Origin of the sequence: Frankia sp. CeD, assembly GCF_000732115.1 — a bacterium.
Classification (GTDB): domain Bacteria; phylum Actinomycetota; class Actinomycetes; order Frankiales; family Frankiaceae; genus Frankia; species Frankia casuarinae.
Genome location: NZ_JPGU01000059.1, coordinates 1 through 18,179, shown reverse-complemented (window position 1 = coordinate 18,179; position 18,179 = coordinate 1). Strand labels below are relative to the sequence as shown.

At 71.6% G+C, this 18,179-nt stretch carries 18 protein-coding genes; 7 read left to right on the top strand and 11 right to left on the bottom strand.

Annotated features, from left to right (window positions below; all coding sequences use genetic code 11):
- Positions 1-339: 339 nt before the first annotated feature.
- Entirely contained in the window at positions 340-978 is a 639-nt protein-coding gene (locus CED_RS19565) for a hypothetical protein (RefSeq protein WP_023841904.1), read from the top strand.
- On the opposite strand, the gene CED_RS25575 is transcribed toward CED_RS19565, so the two are convergent.
- From CED_RS25575 to CED_RS19545, 5 genes are all read right to left on the bottom strand, one after another.
- Positions 979-1,530 carry a hypothetical protein gene (locus CED_RS25575; RefSeq protein ID WP_235187182.1) on the bottom strand — a complete coding sequence of 184 codons (552 nt, stop codon included), beginning with the start codon at positions 1,528-1,530 and terminating at the stop codon, positions 979-981.
- A gap of 494 nt (positions 1,531-2,024) precedes the next feature.
- Positions 2,025-2,237, bottom strand: a complete 213-nt coding sequence (locus CED_RS23090) for a bacterioferritin-associated ferredoxin (protein ID WP_011436350.1) — start codon at positions 2,235-2,237, stop codon at positions 2,025-2,027.
- Positions 2,238-2,545: 308 nt separating this feature from the next.
- Positions 2,546-3,619 carry an OmpA family protein gene (locus CED_RS19555; protein WP_235187179.1) on the bottom strand — a complete coding sequence of 358 codons (1,074 nt, stop codon included), beginning with the start codon at positions 3,617-3,619 and terminating at the stop codon, positions 2,546-2,548.
- A 283-nt stretch (positions 3,620-3,902) separates the two neighbouring features.
- Positions 3,903-4,907 carry a phosphatase PAP2 family protein gene (locus CED_RS19550; protein ID WP_011436348.1) on the bottom strand — a complete coding sequence of 335 codons (1,005 nt, stop codon included), beginning with the start codon at positions 4,905-4,907 and terminating at the stop codon, positions 3,903-3,905.
- Positions 4,908-5,330: 423 nt separating this feature from the next.
- Positions 5,331-6,449, bottom strand: coding sequence for an Ig-like domain-containing protein (locus CED_RS19545; protein WP_369807863.1), 1,119 nt, complete (start codon positions 6,447-6,449; stop codon positions 5,331-5,333).
- Between CED_RS19545 and CED_RS26375 the strand changes: the two genes are divergently transcribed.
- Together CED_RS26375 and pucL are read left to right on the top strand one after the other, a co-directional pair.
- Positions 6,361-6,678 carry a hypothetical protein gene (locus CED_RS26375; protein ID WP_235463258.1) on the top strand — a complete coding sequence of 106 codons (318 nt, stop codon included), beginning with the start codon at positions 6,361-6,363 and terminating at the stop codon, positions 6,676-6,678. The genes CED_RS19545 and CED_RS26375 overlap by 89 nt on opposite strands.
- A 780-nt stretch (positions 6,679-7,458) precedes the next feature.
- Entirely contained in the window at positions 7,459-8,352 is an 894-nt protein-coding gene (gene pucL / locus CED_RS19540) for a factor-independent urate hydroxylase (RefSeq protein ID WP_035913080.1), read from the top strand.
- A 45-nt stretch (positions 8,353-8,397) separates the two neighbouring features.
- Here pucL and CED_RS19535 read toward each other — a convergent pair whose 3' ends face one another.
- Both CED_RS19535 and CED_RS21735 read right to left on the bottom strand, forming a co-directional pair.
- On the bottom strand, positions 8,398-9,297 hold the full coding sequence (locus tag CED_RS19535; protein ID WP_035913077.1) for an S-adenosyl-l-methionine hydroxide adenosyltransferase family protein: 900 nt from the start codon (positions 9,295-9,297) through the stop codon (positions 8,398-8,400).
- 33 nt (positions 9,298-9,330) lie between these two features.
- The gene (locus CED_RS21735) at positions 9,331-9,753 is read right to left on the bottom strand and encodes a DUF3099 domain-containing protein (protein WP_051868944.1); all 423 of its coding nucleotides are present in this window, start codon (positions 9,751-9,753) and stop codon (positions 9,331-9,333) included.
- Positions 9,754-10,136: 383 nt separating this feature from the next.
- Here CED_RS21735 and CED_RS19525 point away from each other — a divergent pair, with 383 nt between their 5' ends.
- From CED_RS19525 to CED_RS19510, 4 genes are all read left to right on the top strand, one after another.
- Positions 10,137-11,396, top strand: a complete 1,260-nt coding sequence (locus CED_RS19525; protein WP_200875439.1) for a glycosyltransferase family 1 protein — start codon at positions 10,137-10,139, stop codon at positions 11,394-11,396.
- Positions 11,393-12,577 (top strand): glycosyltransferase, encoded by a 1,185-nt coding sequence (locus tag CED_RS19520; RefSeq protein WP_011436342.1) that lies wholly within the window; start codon positions 11,393-11,395, stop codon positions 12,575-12,577. Before CED_RS19525 ends, CED_RS19520 begins: the two co-directional genes overlap by 4 nt.
- 27 nt (positions 12,578-12,604) lie before the next feature.
- Positions 12,605-13,417 (top strand): SGNH/GDSL hydrolase family protein, encoded by an 813-nt coding sequence (locus CED_RS19515; protein WP_035913075.1) that lies wholly within the window; start codon positions 12,605-12,607, stop codon positions 13,415-13,417.
- Positions 13,418-13,446: 29 nt separating this feature from the next.
- Complete coding sequence (locus tag CED_RS19510) at positions 13,447-14,241, top strand: hypothetical protein (RefSeq protein ID WP_200875438.1); 795 nt, start codon at positions 13,447-13,449, stop codon at positions 14,239-14,241.
- A 33-nt stretch (positions 14,242-14,274) separates the two neighbouring features.
- Here CED_RS19510 and CED_RS19505 read toward each other — a convergent pair whose 3' ends face one another.
- The 4 genes from CED_RS19505 to CED_RS19490 all read right to left on the bottom strand — a co-directional run bounded on the left by CED_RS19505 (position 14,275) and on the right by CED_RS19490 (position 17,095).
- Positions 14,275-14,790 carry a DUF3090 domain-containing protein gene (locus tag CED_RS19505; protein WP_011436339.1) on the bottom strand — a complete coding sequence of 172 codons (516 nt, stop codon included), beginning with the start codon at positions 14,788-14,790 and terminating at the stop codon, positions 14,275-14,277.
- A 196-nt stretch (positions 14,791-14,986) separates the two neighbouring features.
- Positions 14,987-16,075 (bottom strand): ferrochelatase, encoded by a 1,089-nt coding sequence (locus CED_RS19500; RefSeq protein WP_035913072.1) that lies wholly within the window; start codon positions 16,073-16,075, stop codon positions 14,987-14,989.
- Positions 16,072-16,377: a hypothetical protein gene (locus CED_RS19495; RefSeq protein ID WP_023841911.1), complete on the bottom strand. Its 306-nt coding sequence runs from the start codon at positions 16,375-16,377 to the stop codon at positions 16,072-16,074. The genes CED_RS19500 and CED_RS19495 overlap by 4 nt, the downstream gene beginning before the upstream one ends.
- Before the next feature lie 265 nt (positions 16,378-16,642).
- The gene (locus tag CED_RS19490) at positions 16,643-17,095 is read right to left on the bottom strand and encodes a deaminase (protein ID WP_011436336.1); all 453 of its coding nucleotides are present in this window, start codon (positions 17,093-17,095) and stop codon (positions 16,643-16,645) included.
- Positions 17,096-18,179 lie beyond the last annotated feature (1,084 nt).

The following is an 18,179-nucleotide window of genomic DNA, read 5'->3' as shown; positions in this document are numbered from 1 at the left end:
CAGCTCCTCACCCACCTCACCCAGCACGACCCCGACGCCGCCGAAACCCTCTGGCGCCACCACCTCACCACCACCCCCCACACCCCCCACCAACCCACCACCCCCCTCGACCTCCTCGGCGAGTAGTCAGATCTCCTCGGCGAGGAGTGAACCCCGGGCGTCCGCTTGCCGTTCGCGACGCTCCTCCCGGATCCGGGGACCGCTGTGGGCGCGGCATCGGTCCTCCGGTGGAGACCACGACGACACATCCAGAGAATCGGCGGTGAGGCAACCGTCGAATGCCACACAATGCCGCCATGCTGTGGTCGGTGCGCCGCGTTTCGCGTTACCGTGTGCCGCATGCCGTCGGCAGGTCTGGCCTGGCAGACACTCTCCGATCCGGGCGCGCTCGCCCTGGTCGACCCCGAGTCCAACCGGGCCGCCGCGCTGGCCCGGCCGCACCCCGCGGACCTGCCCATGGTCCAGATCGTCGACCTCGAACGTCTCGTCTGCGGTTGGCTGGCTCCGGCCAGCCGCCCGCAGTCCGAGCGGCACCTCCGTGAGCAGATGATGGTCGATCCGCTGCACACCCTGCGCGGGATGTGCTGGCTCATGGCGATGTGGGTCGTCGCGATACATCTCCGGACGGGACGACAGCCGACCGCCGTCGTCGCCGACCTGGCGTTCCCGGGGATCTGGCGAGGACCGGAGGCCCCGAAAAACGCCCAGCTCTGGGAGAACCTCGCCGGGCGGATTCGGCTCGGCGTCCTCGCCGCTCTCACCAGCGACGCGGCGACCGACGAACAGTTTCGCGAGGCGCTGCGCCATCCCGCCGACATCACGTCGATTCTGGTGCATTACGCCCTGCCCATGATGGCGGGCCTGCACCGGCAAATGCTCGACAACGGCGTGGATCCGAAGGAGATGGCGGGCACGTTGGCGCTCTACACCGTAGACCCGCAGGAACGGACCACCGCCTGCTTCCGCCCGCTGACCTGATCAGCGGCCGTCACCCCCGGGCTGCGTCTTGCGGGTCGGCGAAGGACGCGGGCCACGAGCCGCGGCGGCCGAACGCGCCGCGGAACCGAGGCGTAGCGACGGTGCGGCACGCAGGGGCGCATTCGGCCGGGCCGACCGGGCCGGGGTGGCCAGCGACCCCGGGCTCGGCACGGGCGACGCCGGACCCGGGACGGGCGACGCCGGACCCGGGACGGGCGACGCCGGACCCGGGACGGGCGACGCCGGACCCGGCACGGGCGACGCCGCGGAGAGGACGGGAACGGCCGAAGCGGCGGGCCCCACCGCAACCGCGGGGACGGTCTGGTCGGCGGCGTCGATGTAGACGACGCGGGTACTACCGCCGTGTCCGTGGATGGCAAGCAGCGTCTCCATCGTCGGATAGATCCCGATGGAATCGTGTTCGGAGTCCCACCACAGCACGCAGGTGCCGTCGGGGGCCTGCGCCCCGAACGCGACCGCACCCGTCCCGGAGACGCCGGAGACGTCAACGTCNCNCNCCAGCTNAANCCGCCGCACCTGGCGAGCGGACATCGCCACGACCTCCTCACGGGGCACCGTACCGTACCCGTAGGCATCGCCCGCGATCCGGCTGGCGCAGCCGACTCAGCGCCGTCGCCGACCTCGTGCCTCGCAACCAGCGGGGCGTCGCGGCTCGGCCGGATCGACCGGCCGATGCTACCTCTCAGGCGGACTTCGGCCGGTTGGCCCACGGTAGCCGGCAATGTCGGGGTGGGTCATCCGTATGCCGTCGTGGCAGCGCGAGGGTGATCCCAGCACGCGGTAGCTCCACGCGGTAGCTCGCGGGTGGACCGGATGTGTCCGGGCGCGGGGACACCGCCCGAGCATGACGGTCACCTNGCCCGATGCACGGTCACNGCGGAGGCGGGCCGGTCCGCCGGCGGTCCGAGATATCGGTCATAGCCGGTCTCATTCCGTAGCCGACGGGCCAGGAACGCGACCGTACTCAGAGCGTTGATGATGTTCCGTGACGACGGCAACGGCGGCACTTCGGCCGCCACGCGGCCCTAACCCGATCCGGAACCCTGCCCCGCTCTGGCAACCGGACTGCCGCGGCGCGCGGACGCCTCACCCAACAGCTCGGCAATCTCCTCCACACAGCCGCCACAGCCCGTCCCGGCATCACATCGCTCGCCGACGGCGTCAACGTCGCAGGCACCCGAGGCGATCACGTTGCGTAGCAACCGGTCGGACACCGCGAAGCACGAACAGACGAGCACCGCACCTCACCACGCCCGAGACAGCCAGCACGCGGACGGCCAAGCGGCAGTTCGCGACCCTGTCGATCCGTCGATCTGTCGATGATCCTTCGACCCCGTGGAGCGGTCGACCCCGTGGAGCGGCCTTAGCTAAGGCTTCCCTAAGCAGAGGATGCCATGGGCCACCCGCCGCAGGCAAGACAGTCGCGCATCCGCGACATCATCGTGGCACTGGGCCGGAAATCGGCCGGACCCGACAGTCCCGCCGGGCCCGAGATCCGGCCGGACTGCAGATCGGCCGGATCAGCCGAGATCCGGCTCGCCCAGAATCAGCTGTCGGGCCACGGAACGATCTCGACCCGACGGTTGGCCGCCCGTCCCCGAGGCGTGGCGTTGTCGGCCACCGGCCACCGGGAACCGAACCCGGCGACGCGTATGAGGTCGGGACGTACGCCCCGGTCCGTCAGGTAGTCGGCAATCACCTGGGCCCGGTCCAGAGACAACGCCTGATTGAGGGTCGCCGACCCGGAGGCGTCGGCGTGGCCGCCGACCAGGACCACGACCCGGCCGGCGCGCAGCGCCGCCGCCACCCGGTCAAGCCAAAGGCGGGCCGGGGGGCTCAGCGTTGCTGCGCCGACCGGGAACGTCACGTTCCGAGCGTCGAGGGCGGCGCGTAGGGCCGCGAGGGCCCCGGCATCGGAGGTGGACTTCGCCGCCGCGGCGGCAGGCTTCTCGCGCGGGACGACAAGCCGGTTGTCCAGGGTGGCATCGGGGACGGTGGTACCGGCCGCTGCCAGCACCTGGGCGCCGAGGCGCCGCCTCGTGGCCTCGTCGGGGGCACTGCCGGCCACCGCCACGGTCGTCCCGGAGACCGTGACCGAGTGGCTCCCGGGAAAACCGCGCAGCGCCGCCGCGACGGCGGCCACCACCTCCACCGGCGGCTCCGCCACGGCCGGGTCGACCCGGACCTCACCGGTCACCGAGCCGCCGCTCGCGTCCGCCACGGCAGCGAGCAACGCGGCACGGCTCGCCCGGTCGGGCACGGTCGCCGTGATCGACAGTCCTCGGCCGGCCACAGCGAGCACCAGGGGGCGCGCAGGTTCGGTCGCGATGACCACGTCGTCGCCGAGACGCGCGGAGGTCGTGCCGGCGACCGCGGCCGAGGCTCGCGCCTGTTCGGCGGCGGCGGCACTCGGGAAACGACCGGTGACAACCGCCTCACGCCCCTCGACGTGAACCTGGGCGTGCACGCCGCCGGTGGACCGGACCGCCGCGGTCGCCCGGGCTGCGAGATCATCCTCAATGGGACCGCGGCGCAGGGCGAACGCGACAAGGGCAAGCAGCAACCACGCCAGCACGAGTGCGATGGCGAAGGCGACCGGGCGCGGACGTTGCAGACGCACGGTCGTGGACAGGGACATCGATCGGACTCCGAGCGGGATCGGACCGGACGCGGGATCTTCGAGGTGGCGCTGATCGTCGGGACAGGGCCGATCTTCGAGGTGGTGTGGGGAGAGGGGTGCCGCAAGGTCGGACGCGGCCGGGAAAACCGCTGTCCCGCAACTTTCGCACATCGGTCCCAGAAGTAACGCATCGGGGCGAAAGATGCACCCNCCTGGGGAGCCACACCAGGCCGACAGCGGTCGGATCGGCACCGGTCGGATCGGCACCGGCCACCCACCGCGATCAGTTCGCGTGCGCTCCATCGGCTCGCGCCACCGGTGTGACCCGCATCGCCATGCTGGAGGTGGCCGGCGGGGCGGGCGGAGGCACCGGTGACGGCGGCGGCGCCAGTGAAGACGGCGGCGGCGCCAGTGAAGACGGCGGCGGCGCCAGTGAAGACGGCGGCGGAGACGGCAGTGGCACGGACACCGGTGCCAGCGCGTTCGGCGCAAGCTGCGATCCGGCTCCCGGCACGGCCGGCTGCCCAGCGGCACTCCCCACGAAACCGACCCGGGACCGCCACCCGGCGACGAGCGCGACCGCACCGGCGGCGCCGCCCAGGACCGCCCATCCGGCGACCGCGTCCAGGAGATAGTGGTTCGACGTCGACATGACGACGAACAGGGTCGCCGCCGGATAAAGCGCGCCGAGTACCCGGACCAGCGGTCGGCGCCCGAAGCGCACCAGCAGGAAACCGCACCACAACGACCATGCGCAGTGCAGCGACGGGAGCGCGGCGTACTGGTTCGTCAGTCCCTCCAGCCCGTCCGGGGCGGCGCTCGCGCTACCGCTCCACCATCCCCAGCCCTCGAAGTGGGACATGGTGTCGACATAGGACGTGCCGGTGAGCAACCGGGGCGGGGCGGTCGGGAACAGGAAGAACCCGACCAGGCAGATCAGAGTGGTGATCACCAGCGTCCAGCGGGCCTGAGCGTACCGGGGGGGGTGCCGACGATGCATCCACACCAGCAGGGCCGGCGTCACGACGAAGTGCAGCGTCGCGTAGTAGTAACAACAGACGACCGCCAGCACCGGTACACTCTGCAACCAGCGGTTGAGCCCGAGCTCGGGATCGAGATGCAGGAAGGTCTCCAGGCGCAGGAGATCGTGGCCCATCCGCATCGCCTCGCCGGTGGAGGCGTCGGCCACGGCACGGGTGCCGGTGTAGGAGTAGTACAGGATCACCAGCATCAGCACCTCGACCCACCAGACCAGCAGGCCGGTGGTCTGGTTGCGCAAGCGCCTCACTATGCACCTCTCGAACGTCGCACCCGCACGAGACGCCGCGCCCGCGCGCCTCGACGCCCTCGGGCAGGACCGCACGCGCGAACGGACCGGCGCACCGACCGTCGCGACGGGCCGGAGCGTCTCGACAGCTCGCTCTCCATACCCTTACTCAACAGCATGAGCCGTTCGCGACCGTCACGGGCCGATCCGTCGTTTACGACACCTCCCCCGGACGGAAATTCACCGCCTGCTCGCCCGCCCGACTCCTCCCCCTGACCGGCTGTCCCCGTCCCGCCACCCCGCCACCGCGCGCCATCCCGCGCCATCCCGCCCCCGCCATAGCGGTGGGAGCGGCCGAGGGCGCACATTGGCGACGCCCGGCACCGAACCGGTCGGGCCGGGCGTCGTCCACGCTGCCGCGGGTGCGAGGCCGCGATCGCCCGGTCAGGCGCCGGCGCCCGCCGCGCCGGTCCTGGGGGTGGCGGTCACGGGCCCGGGCGTGACTGTGCTCACCGCGGAGTCGAGGCTCACCACGGGGGCGAGCTGGTCGGACACCGGCAGCGCGCTGCCCGCCTTCCACGTGGCCCAGGGGACCGACCACGCGTTGCCGAGCTGTGAGGTGTCCGGCGGCCGACCGGTGTTGACGATGTCGATGATGTCACCGAGCCGGGTGAAGTTGTAGAACCACTGGGCGTCGGCGGGTGAGGCGTTCACGCACCCGTGGGAGACGTTGGCTCGCCCCTGGGAGGGCACCGACCAGGGGGCGGAATGCACGTACTGCCCGCCACTGGTGTAGTTGACCGCCCACTGGACCTTCTCGTAGTAGTAGTCCGGATTGCCCTGGGGGATGCCCACGGTGGCCGAGTCCATGATCACTTCGGGTGACTTGCCCAGCACGTTGTGCGGGCCGTCCATGCTCGGCAGACTGGGTCTGCNGAGACTGACCGGCATCGTGCGCAGCAGTTGCCCGTCCCGGAAGACCTTCATCGTGTGGGTGGCCGAGTCGACCTTGGAGACCTGGGCGGAGCCGATGACGAAGTCCATCGCCCGGTCCTTGACCCCGAGCCGGCCCCCGCCCGCGTCGTAGCCGGCGAAGTTAGCCTCGACGTGCACCTTCGTCCCGGGCTTCCAGTACCCCTCCGGTCGCCACATGACGACCCGGTTCGACAGCCAGTTCCACGCGCCGAGGACCGGCGGATCGGTCCGTACGACCAGCCGGCTCTGGACGGCGGCCCGACTGGACGCGGGGGCGCTGAACGTCAGGCTGATCGGCGCGCCGATCCCGACGGTCTGGCCCGCGACCGGCTCCCAGGAGACCTTGAACGACTTCGCCGGGACGCCGGTCACGAAGCTGGTCCGCACCGACGTCGTCCCGGCGATGCCCGTCGCCGGGGACGTTGACGCCTCGACGTCGTACCGCGAGTCGGCGAACAGCCCGCCGGAGGATGTCCAGGTCCGATGATCGGCCGAGAAGGTGCCGGGCATTGTCCCCGGCTCCGTCTTCTCCGACGCGCTCGCCCCCCGGTTGACGGAGACCGCGGCCAGCGGGGCGTTGCCGCGCACGACGATCGGGCTGGTCAGCGCCACCCCGGTAGCGCCGTCCCTCGGCGTGACCGTCACGCTCGCCGCCGGATCCGGGGCGGGGGTGGCCCCGGCCGGCGCCGGTGACGCCCCCCCGCCGGAACAGGCCGCCGCGGACAGCACCGCGGCGAGCAGAAGCGTCCCCCCCGGCCACCGCCGGGGCCGGCGACCAGGCGATTCCGCCGGCCGGGATTCCGGCCTGGCCGAGTGACCCCACCCACGGGAAATACGCGGGGGAATCATTACCGAGCGAGACATGTAATGCCCCCTCCCGAAGACCGCGCCGGCAGCATCGCCGGACGGGAAGCTACGTCCGAACGGTACCCAGAGATCAACCCCACGTACCCTCGATCAGCGTAATCTACGGCGCCAACCGGCAGATCATCACCCGGTGTCGAGCATCTTAATACGGAGAGTAGCACTCTCCAGGCGTCCCACATACACCCCTCCCCTTCTCCCCTTCTGACGCACGAACGCCTTCCCAGGTTGCCCGCCCCGGAGGACATTTCACCGACCACCCGAAACGACGGCCAGAACCCACGGCGATATCAAAGAAGACGCAACCCGTCACCCGCGCAGATGAGTTTCCGCAACCAGAGACGACTGGGCGGTACACGGCACCGCCGGCATGCGGGACCATTGACGTCTCACTGGCTTTCCATTGCCGGAAGCCGCCCGGACGGGCCACCACCGCGTGATCCCACCCCCGCGGTCCACACGGCTCGGAGGGGCACCCAGGCGACAGGCCGGGGCGACAGGCCGGGGCGCCGGGCGGCACGAGTCGGGCGCGCGAAACTCACCGTCGGTCCGGGATGTCACCCGGTCCAGCAGAATGGTCGGGCCACGTTCGGCGGTCTCCGGCCCGCACCGGTGCCGGCACGACACCGGTGCGGCGCCGGGACGGTCGGACCCACGGCAGGCCGATCGACCCGGTCGGGCGAAAGGCGCACTCCGGACAAGGGAAATGACCGTCCCACGACAGGGAGGCCACATGGCGATCGTTCTCGGGCCCAATCAGTATGGAAAGGCGGAGGTCCGTCTCGTCCACGTGGCGCGGAACGGACCGGTGCACCAGATCACCGATCTGAACGTCTCCACCGCGCTTCGTGGTGACTTCGCCGCCGCGCACCTGTCCGGCGACAATGCGCACGTGCTCACCACGGACGCGCAGAAAAACACCGTCTACGCCTTCGCCCGCGAGCACGGAATCGGCCAGATCGAGGATTTCGCGATCCGGCTGGGTCACCATTTCGCCGGATCCCTCCCGGGGATCGACGGCGCCCGGATAGAAATCGAGCAGTACCGGTGGGACCGCATCCAGGTGGATGGGGTGCCGCACGACCATGCCTTCAGCAGGTCGGCTGGGGAGAAAAGGACGACGGTCGTCACCCTCGACCGTGGCACGGCCTTCGTCGTGTCCGGACTCGCCGGGCTGGTCCTGCTGAAGTCGACCGGCTCGGAATTCTCGGGGTTTCTCCGCGACCGGTACACCACACTGCCCGAGACGACAGACCGCATCCTGGCGACAGAGGTCACCGCCCGCTGGCGCTACGCCCAGTCAGACCTCGACTTCGGGCGGCTGTTCGACGGGGTACGGACGGCTCTGGTCAGCACCTTCGCGAGCCTCCACAGCCTGGCTCTGCAACAGACCCTGTACCGGATGGGCGAGGCGGCGCTGACCGCGCNCGCCGACGTCGCCGAAATCCGCCTGTCAATGCCGAACAAACACCACTTTCTGGTTGATCTAGAACCGTTCGGGCTCGATAATCCCAACACGGTCTACTACGCTGCGGACCGGCCGTACGGCAAGATCGAGGGAACGGTCCTGCGCGATGACGCTCCCGACCCGGGGCCGAGCTGGCTGACCCTCCCGGGATTCTGCTGACCGGTGCGGACCCCCGACAGGCGGTGCGGCGTCCCGGACGCCTGTTCACGGGACGCCTGTCCCGGACGCCTGTTCACGGGACGCCTGTCCCGGACGCCCGTCCCAGCGGCGCAGCGTAAGGCGGTCGCCGGGCATAAGTGTGAGGGCATGCGCGGCGTCACCGTCGCGCACGGCGAGGGCCGCCATCCCCGCCGAGTCGACGTAGAGCACCGCCTCCCCCGGGCCGACCGAGCCGAAGGTGACCCCCACGGCCAGTTCAGTCATCGGGCCCGCGGCCGCGAGCGGGCCGGCCGCCTGCTCGGCCCCGGTCAGGCGGTCCCGCCGGAGCGGTCGCAGCACCGCCCGACCCGGCGGGCGCAGCCCGGCCGCGCCGAGCAGCGCGCCGGAGGCCGCGAGCTGGACGTTGCCGAACGTGTCGACGAGGACCACCTCGGTCTCCACGGTCCCATCCGGGCGTAGCCGGGCCAGGGCCGCCCGGGGACGGACCAGGGTCGCCGGCTCCACCGGCTCACNGACCTCCTGGAGCGGTGTCCCGCGCGCCAGGGCGGCAGCCACCGGGGCGAAGACGTCCCGGCCGTGGAACGTCGCGGGGGTTGCGGGCCGCACCTCCAGCGTGACCGCGGCCTCGATCCCCCCCAGCCGCTCGGCCGCGGAGATCAGCAGGCCGTTGTCCGGCCCGACCAGGTGACCGCCGACCGCGCGCAGTGCCAGGGCCCGGCGCGACGTGCCCACCCCGGGATCCACCACGGCGAGGTGCNCCCCCCGAGGCAGGGAACCCACCGTCTGGGCGAGCACGGCCGCCCCCCGCCGCACGTCCCCCGGCGGCACCAGGTGGGTCACGTCGATGATCCGGGCATCCGGCACCGTCTGCAGGATCACCCCGTGGCAGGCTGCGACGAAGCCGTCGGCGAGTCCGTAGTCAGTGGTGAAGCTGATGCACCTCACCGGCTCAACCTGACGTCAACCCGATGGCTGACGTCAACCCGATGGCCCGGAGACGGACGCCTCGCCGAGCCCGGTGCCGTCCCGGCCCGGTGGGTCCGGATGGCCGTGCACCCAGCCCTCGTCATCCACCCAGCCCTCACTGTCGNCCACCCGGTGGGGATCGGCCTCCAGGGCCGGCAGTTCGCCCGCCGCCGGCTGGCCCGGATCGTAGCTGACGGGCCGGTCGCGTTCGGGCGTCGGACCACCGTTGGCGATGACCACCGCGACCCACGGAATGATCACGGCCATCGCGACGGCGACGAACCGTAGCCAGCCGTGGAAGGCGACCACGGCGAGCACGAAGCAGAGCATCCGGAACATCATCGAGAGGAGGTAACGCNCCTCCCGCCGATGGATGTCCCACTGCCGCGACCGGGCCGCGGACGTGATCAGGACCGTGTCCTGCCGCCTGAACATCACGCGTACACCTCGATGGCTCTCACTCCCCGACCGGTGCGCCGCCCCGTGCCTCCAAATATCCTCCTCACCGGCGCCCGGGGAAAATGCCGGCGGCCGGCGTGCGACGGTGCGGACCAGGAACCACGGCGTCCGCCGGGCGCCGTGTCGGACGACACCATGTCAGCTAGCACCATGTCAGGTGACACCACCTCAAGTGACAACATGTCAAGCAGTATCATGTCAAGTGGCACCATGTCGGACGGGAATCCGGCCCGGATCCGCCGACCGGATGAACAGCCGGTCGTGTGCACCCGTACGGTGCACCAAGCTGTGCCAGAACGTTCATGTAACGGTCGGCTGGCCGTCTGCGGCACGGCTCCATGCCCTGCCACCGTGCTCGTGTGCGCATAGCGGTGATCACCGAGTCGTTCCTCCCCCATGTTGACGGGGTGACGAACACGGTCTGTCGAGTGCTGGAACATCTGCGGGACCGGCAGCACGAGGCGATGGTCATCGCGCCGGCTCCGGCGCCCGCCGCCCGACGCGCGGCGGCGCGCAGCCACGCCGGCGCACCGGTGCTGTGGGCACCGTCGGCTCCCCTACCGGGTTACCCGGCGTTTCGCTTCGCAGTCCCGTGGCCCGGGCTTCCCGCCGCCTTACGGGAGTTCAACCCGGACATCGTCCATCTGGCGGCGCCCGCCGGCCTCGGGGCGCAGGCGGTGTTCGCGGCGCGGCGCCTCGGCATACCGAGCATCGCCGTCTACCAGACGGACATCGCCGCGTTCGCAGCCCGCTACGGGCTGGCCACCGCGGAACGCACGATCTGGCACTGGCTCGCCATCGTACATCGGCTCGCGGCCCGGACCCTCGCGCCGTCCTGGGATGCCGTCGACACCCTCCTGAGCCAGGGCGTGCAACGGGTCGCCCGCTGGAGTCGGGGGGTGGACCTCGAACGTTTCCACCCGGCGCACCGGGACGACGAGCTGCGCCGCCGCCTCGCTCCGAACGGCGANGTCCTGGTCGGCTACGTCGGCCGGCTGGCCCGGGAGAAGCGGGTGGAGCTGCTCGGAGCGGTGTCCGACATCCCGAACACCCGGCTCGTCGTCGTCGGTGACGGCCCCTCCCGTCCCACCCTGGCCCGGTCGATGCCGAACGCGGCGTTCCTCGGATTCCGCGCCGGGCAGGAGCTCTCGGCCGCGGTCGCGAGCCTCGACGTCTTCGTCCACACCGGCATCCACGAGACATTCTGCCAGGCGGCGCAGNAGGCCAAGGCGAGCGGGGTACCGGTGGTCGCCCCTGCGGCGGGCGGGCTGCTTGACGTTGTCGAGCACGGCCGCACCGGGCTGCACTACACTCCCGGCGACCCCGCGGCCCTGCGGGCGCAGGTCGCGGCCCTGACCGACGACCTCCCTCGTCGGGTGGCGATGGGTGCGGCGGCCCGGGAGTCGGTCGCGGGATGCGGGTGGAGCGCGATCGGCGACGAGCTGCTCGGCCACTACCGTGACGTGCTCGGCACCGGCGGCGGGGCCGGTCGCTTCGGCCGCCTCAGGCACCCCGGCCCGGTCATCGAGGGACGGAGCGGACGGCGGGGCGGACGACGGGACGGATGGGACGCACGCAAGCGGCCCGGGACGGGAAACGACGACGGGTGGTCAGCATGAAGATCGTGCAGGCGGCAAACTTCGTCGCGCCGGCCTCCGGCGGCATCCGGACGACACTGCGCCACCTCGCCGCCGGCTACACCGCGGCGGGCCACGAGGTCGTCCAGATCATTCCGGGCGAGCAGGACGCCGAACTGGTCCGGCCGGATGCCCGCGTGCTCCAACTGCGCGCCCCCCGGCTACCCGGAACCGGTTACCGGATCATCACCGAGCCGTGGCGCGTCGCCGACCTGCTCGACCGGGAACGGCCCGACCGACTCGAGGTCCACGACCGGGCGACCCTGCGTCCACTGGCCCGATGGGCCCGCCGTCGCGGGGTGCCGTCGCTGGTCGTCAGCCACGAGCGGCTCGACCGCCTGCTCGGCACCTGGACACCCGCACCGTTGCGGGGAGTCCTGCCGGTCTCGACAGCCGCGGACCGGGCGAACGCCTCGCTCGCGGCCGCCTTCGACTCCGTCGTGGCGACGACGGCCTGGGCGGCGGCGGAGTTCGTCCGCATCGGCGCCGGCAACCTGCGCCACGTTCCGCTCGGCGTCGAGCTCGACCGTTTCTCCTCCGCCCACCACGACCTGACCCTGCGACGCGCCTTCGCCCGTGACCAGGAGGCGCTGCTGGTGGTGGCCAGCCGGCTGGCACCGGAGAAGCGGGTCGACCTCGCCGTGGACGCGGCAGCTGAACTCGTCCGCCGCCGGGTGCCGGCGCGCCTGGTGATCGCCGGTGACGGGGCCCATCGGGGCCGGCTGGAACGGCATGCGGCCGGGCTGCCGGTGACCTTCCTCGGGTTCGTGGCCGACCGGGAACGGCTCGCCGGCCTGCTGGCGACCGCCGACCTCGCGCTCGCCCCCGGCCCGGTGGAGACCTTCGGGCTGGCCGCTCTGGAGGCGCTCGCCAGCGGCACCCCGGCAGTGGTGCACCACGCCAGCGCGCTCGCCGAACTGATCGTCCCGGGAGTGGGCACGATCGCCGCGGGCAGCGGATTCACGTTCGCCGACGCCGTCGTGGACCTGCTGTCCGCCTCGCCTGCGCAGATCCACGCGCGCCGGATCGCGGCCCGGGCCCGCGCGGAGCAGTTCCCCTGGTCGGCCACGGTCGCGGGCTTCCTTGCCTGCCACGACTCGCCCGGTCCGGCCGCCCCGGGCACGGCCTTCCCGCAGCCACCGGCGCCGCCGCTCGCGGCCTGACTCGCGGCCTGAAAGGCGGGCAGAGCCATGGACTCCGGCACCGGATCCCGGCGGTTCGTCGCGCTGGGCGACAGCATCACGGTCGGCCTCGGCGACGGCGTGACGATGGGACGCGAACACCGCCGCCCCGCGACGGGAGGACGGGGCTTCGCCGCCCGGCTCGCCGCGTGCCTGGGCCCGGCCGGCGCCATGGAATTCACCAATCTGGCCACCACGGGAGCGACCACGCACGACGTGCGTACCCGTCAGCTCCCCGTCGCCCTGTCGCTGGGCCCCCAGATCGCCAGCGTGATCGCCGGCATGAACGACGTGCTGAAACCGACGTTCGATCCGCTGCGGTTACGCCAGGACCTGGTCTGGACGGTGGGCCGACTGCGGGCCGACGGAGTCGTCGTCCTCACCGCTACCATGCCCGATCCCAGCCGGCTGCTCCCGGTGCCGGCGCCGTTCGGCCGGATCCTGAGCGAACGGGTCGAACGGCTCAACGCGGCGGTCCAGGCCGCGGCCCGGACGGACCCCGGAGTGTTGATGGTCGACCTCGGCGGGCACCCTGCGGTGCGCAGCCGGTCCAGCTTCGACGTGGACCGGATCCACCCGGGGCCACGCGGCCACCGCCTGATCGCGCAGGCGTTCGCCCACCGTCTGTCGCACGCCGGGGTACCACTCGTGGGTCTGCCGGACGGACCCGATCANGAGGAACCGGCTCCGGGAATCATCGAGCACTCCTACTGGCTGCTGAGCGTGGGCCTGCCCTGGCTGGCCGGGCGGTGCCTGCCCAGAGGCGACAAATGGCGCTATCACCCGGAAAAAGGTCTGGTACGGCCCCCTCGGCGAGCCTGAAGGCTCCTCGATTGCCTACGGTAGGCAATGTGCTTCCCGCCCTGTCAGCGTCGCCCCGGTCCGGAGTCCTCACCGGATGGGGCAATGCGTGGCTTGCCGGGCTCGTCGGGCTCGACGACGTCATCACCCAGATGCACCGCGCGCTCGGTGGCGAGGCGGCGCCGCACACCCTCGGCGACGAGCCGCTCGTGCTGGGCCTGGGAGCCCTGCGTTCGGCCGGAGCGCAACGGCTCCGGCTGGTCCTGCCCGCCCCCGGGGACGCCACCGGCCTGCCCGGCCCGGCGGAGGTGAACAGGGACGCGATCNCCGCNGGAGAGGCGATCATCGTGATCGGCCCGAACCCGCCGCTGGTGCTCGTCCCCGGGGTCGTCGTGCACGGGCCGGCCCTGGAGGGGCGGCTGGAGTCGGTGCACTGGCGGGTGCTCGTCGCGTCCCNCGTGCCACCNCCCNGNGCCGGCCNGCGCGCCGCGGAACACGACCTCNGCAACGCGATCCGCACCACGACGGCCGCGCTCATCGACCTCGACATCGCAAGCGCCCGCCCCGAGGTGCTCGCCCTGCTGCGCGACCGCGGGGTGGATGACCCGGGCCCGGGGCTGGGCCCGGGCCATCCACCGGGGGCGCACGCCCTGCTGGCCCGGGCGGAGCGGTTGTCGACCCTGCTCGACCTCGCCGCCCGGGACGACGGTGCCGCGGTGACCGCGAGCGAGATCGCCCGCAGGTCCGCGGCGCTGCGCAACCTTTCCGCGGCGGTGCGTCGCGCCTATGCGGCGGCCTACGACGCCTTCGACCCGACGTATGCCCCCGTGCCGCCCTCGAACTGACGATCGCCGGCTGTCCGCCCCGGCCGGCTCCGGTCAGTTCAGCCGAGGGCAGAAGTGCCCGGCCGGATCGTCCGGGCGACCGCACAGGACGCACGGTGGACGCCCGGCGGCGACGATCGTGCGGGCCCGTTCGATGAAGGCACGGGCCTGTTTGATCGACAGTCCCACCCGCAACGAGTCGAGCTCGTCCTCGCTCTCGGGGAGCCGGAACTCCCCGGGAGACAGCCCGGCCGCCTCGACGAAGACCCGATGGCCGTCCCAGGACACCGTGAGCTGGCCCAGATGGAAGTCCTCCTCGAACGGGGCATCCAGCGGGGCAAGATCGATCTCGACGTCCGAAGCGGTCGGAAGCACGATGCCCTGGGTCTGGCCCACCTGGCCGAGCAACGCGGTCAGCCCCTCCGCGAGGGCGGTGACCTCGGTTTTCTCCAGACCGACCGTCACGACCTGACCACGCCCGGCAGCCTGCAGGAAGAAGACCCGGTCACCCGGCTGGCCGACGGTTCCCACCACGAACCTTTCCGGGGATTCGAACACGTAGCGCCGCATATCTCCGATCGCTCCGTTACCTTGACTCGCTTCGTCGTTCGGTTCTGATCGCTTCGTTCCCCATCAGTATCGGTTCCCCATCAGCCTCGGTTCACCATCAGTATGGCCGCATCGCCATGCGGTCCGCCCTCGCCCACCCTCCCGGATTCAGGACCACCCCGGATTCGGGTCCGCGGGGATTCAGGTCCGCGGGGGTTCAGGTCCGCGGCGGCCCGAGGGGCTCGCAGCAGTGCGCGGGGCAGTCCGCCGGCCATGGCCCGAGGCCGGTCAGCGACCGTCGGACACCGCCGGGACGACGCAGCTCCTCGATCAGTTCTCCCACCATCGAGACGAACCGCGGATCCACCCCGACGGTGCCCGCCCGCGTCGCCGGCAGGCCCAGCTCCCGCGCCCGTTCCAGGGCCCCCACGTCGAGGTCGTAGCGGACCTCCACGTGATCGCTGACGANCCCCAGCGGAATGATCNCGGCACNGGCGNCCCCCGCCGCGGCCAGCTGCGCGAGCCGATCGCGCACGTCCGGCTCGAGCCACGGCACGCCCGGCGATCCACTGCGGCTGCAGAAGGCCAGGTCGAAGGGATGACGCACGCCGGTGATGCGTTCGATCCCCTCGATGATCACCGCCGCGGTGGCCCGCAGCTGGCGAGCGTAGGCGCCCTCGCCACGCCCGCTGGCGCGGGCCTGCGCGAGGGGGAGCGAATGGGCGGTGAAGATCAGATGGGCATCGGAACGCACCTTCGCCGGCAGGTCGGCCAGCGCCGCGACGCCGCGGTCCACCATCGGCTCCACGAACCCCGGATGGTCGAAGAACAGCCGCAGCTTCACCAGCTCGGGCGCACGGTCCCCCACCGCGGCGGCGGCTGCCGCGAGGTCCTCCCGGTACTGCCGGCATCCCGAGTAGGACGAGAAAGCCGAGGTGACGAAGCACGCGGCACGCCGGATGCCGTCGGCGGCCATCTGGGCGACCGTGTCGGTCAGATAGGGCGCCCAGTTCCGGTTCCCCCAGTAGACCGGCAGCCCGGGCAGCTCCGCACGCAACGCGGTGACCAGCGCCCGGTTCTGCTCGTTGAGGGGGCTACGCCCACCGAACAGGTGGTACTGCTCGGCGACGACCGCCAGCCGGGAGGCGGGGATGTCCCGGCCCCTGGTCACGTTGCGGAGGAACGGCAACACGTCGCCGGGCCCCTCGGGACCCCCGAACGAGACGAGCAGCAGGGCGTCCACGTCCCCCGATGCCCGGACGTCCCCCGATGCCCCGACGTCCCCCGATGCCCCGGCCCCGCTCATCTCGGCACGCTGCCGGCGATCTCCGCCGGATAGCTCGGGAAGTAGCGGGTGATCTCGGACAGCTCGAAGGTGGGCAGGATGGACCCGGCCGGTTCCCGCGCGAGCAGGAACGCGAACGACGCGCGGACCAACGCGATCAGGCCCGGCACATCGTCGGGCGAGAGCCCCACCGCCGTGAGCACCTTGTCATCGACCCGCACCCGGTAGTTGAAGGAGAGCCCGCGGACTCCCGGAGACGTCTCCTCCGCGACCTCGACGTCGAAGTCGCGGCCGCCGTACGGTTCCACCCGGATCACGCCCACCGACCCNCCCCCTCGCGGTTGCGCCGACCGCACCGCCGCAGCCACCTCAACTGCTGAGCCACCTCAACTGAGAGGGAAGGCGCGCCCCTGGTTTCGATCAGCCAGCGGCGTGGCGGCACGGCGACGCCGCGCCATCTACGATATCCGTCGGCGCGCCCCACATGCGTCGCCGCCGGGCAAGAAGATCGCCTGCCCCGGCTCCCGCGCGGCAGCCGGGGCGGGCACCGGCCCACCCGGACGCCATCGCGGGTGATCCAGCCGATGATCAGACGGCCAGGTGAGCCTTCATGGCGCGGGCCCGCTCGCCGAGCTCGGGCATTCCCACGACCGTGACCCCGGCCGCGCCGAGCAGTTCGTAGCCCTGGCAGTCGGCGACGAACAGGCTGGGTTCCCGCCAGGCGATGACCACTCGGGGGATCTTCGCTTCCAGGATGAGCTGGGTGCAGGTGCGTGGCCACGACATGCGCTGGGAGCAGGGTTCGAGTGTGCTGTAGATCGTCGCGGTGGCGAGACGGGGGTCATCGGGAGCGACCTTCGCGAGCGCGGACTCCTCGGCATGCACCGTGTCGTCGACCTCGCGGGAAAACCCGAACGCGATCTCCTCGCCGTTCTCGCCGACGATGACGGCACCCACCGAGTAGGCACCGGTGGCGGGCGGGCAGCGGTGAGCGAGCTCGATGGCCCGCGTCATCCACCGGTGGTCATCGATCTGGGCCATGAGGGGCTCGTCCTTTCTCGGGCGGGTCCGGCAACCGTCGAAGAGCCCATCGCCTGCCGGAACTCGACCCCGTAGAGAACTTTGGCAACGATCTAGATGGTTGGGCCTGCTGGGAGCGCACGGCGCTCGGATGAGACCTGTTCGCCCAGGTCGCGGACGGGTTCGAGCCGTGCCCACTCCTCGTTGCGGGCGAGGGTGCGCCAAATACCGGCGGCCCGGTTGAAGGTCGGGCCGTTGGTCACTTCCTTGCCGTCAACGATCATGAGGGCGTCGCTTGCTGCGGTGGCTGCCTGTTCGGGGTCCGGNTGGGTGCGGTGGATGAAGGCCCGTGCGAGTGCGAGATGGGTGCCGGCGGTGCTGACGTACCGTCCGGTTCCGCTGAGCATCGCCAACGATGCGCGGGCGTGTGGCTCGGCTTCGTCACCCTTGCCGAGATAGCCGAGTACCACCGCATTGAAAGCTTCGCTGGACTCTTCGTCGATCGGTGAAGGTCNTGGCAGGCGGTTGCCGGTCCAGACATGATCATTCATGGTCCGCAAGGCGGTTAGTGCTTCGTCTTCGCGGCTGGTGATGGCGTAGGCGCGGGCCTGTGCGCAGGCGAGGAGCGGGACGATATAGGGGTGCGCCTGCGGCTGGGCCTGGGCGGCGATGTCCGCAGCGGTCTCGAACTCGCGGGCGAAGAAGGCCACGGCGGAGCGCATGGCGGCAACCGATCCGGNAAGTAGTGGGTNNCCGGCTGCNTGGGCGTGTTGAGCGGCGAGGACGAAGAACGTCAACGCGCCGTCGTCATCGCCCATGTCGAAGGCGAGTCGACCACGGTAGAAGGCGTATTGGCCGGCGAGGAGTTCGAGNTCGCGACGGTCGGNGCCGGNNACNCNGGTTTCNANNCGGGCTTCNGCNTCNTCCCACGCNTGTTCGACNGGTCCGAGNAGNTCNNCNNGCGGNGTNGTGGNGTANATCNGGGTGAGGCGTTGGATGCCCTGGTGGAGCTGGGCGACACTGAGGGGGTCCGGGGTGGACGCGGCGATGGCGCGGGAGATCTGCGCGGCGCGGCTGGTGGCGCCAGTCGTGGCGGTGCTGGCGG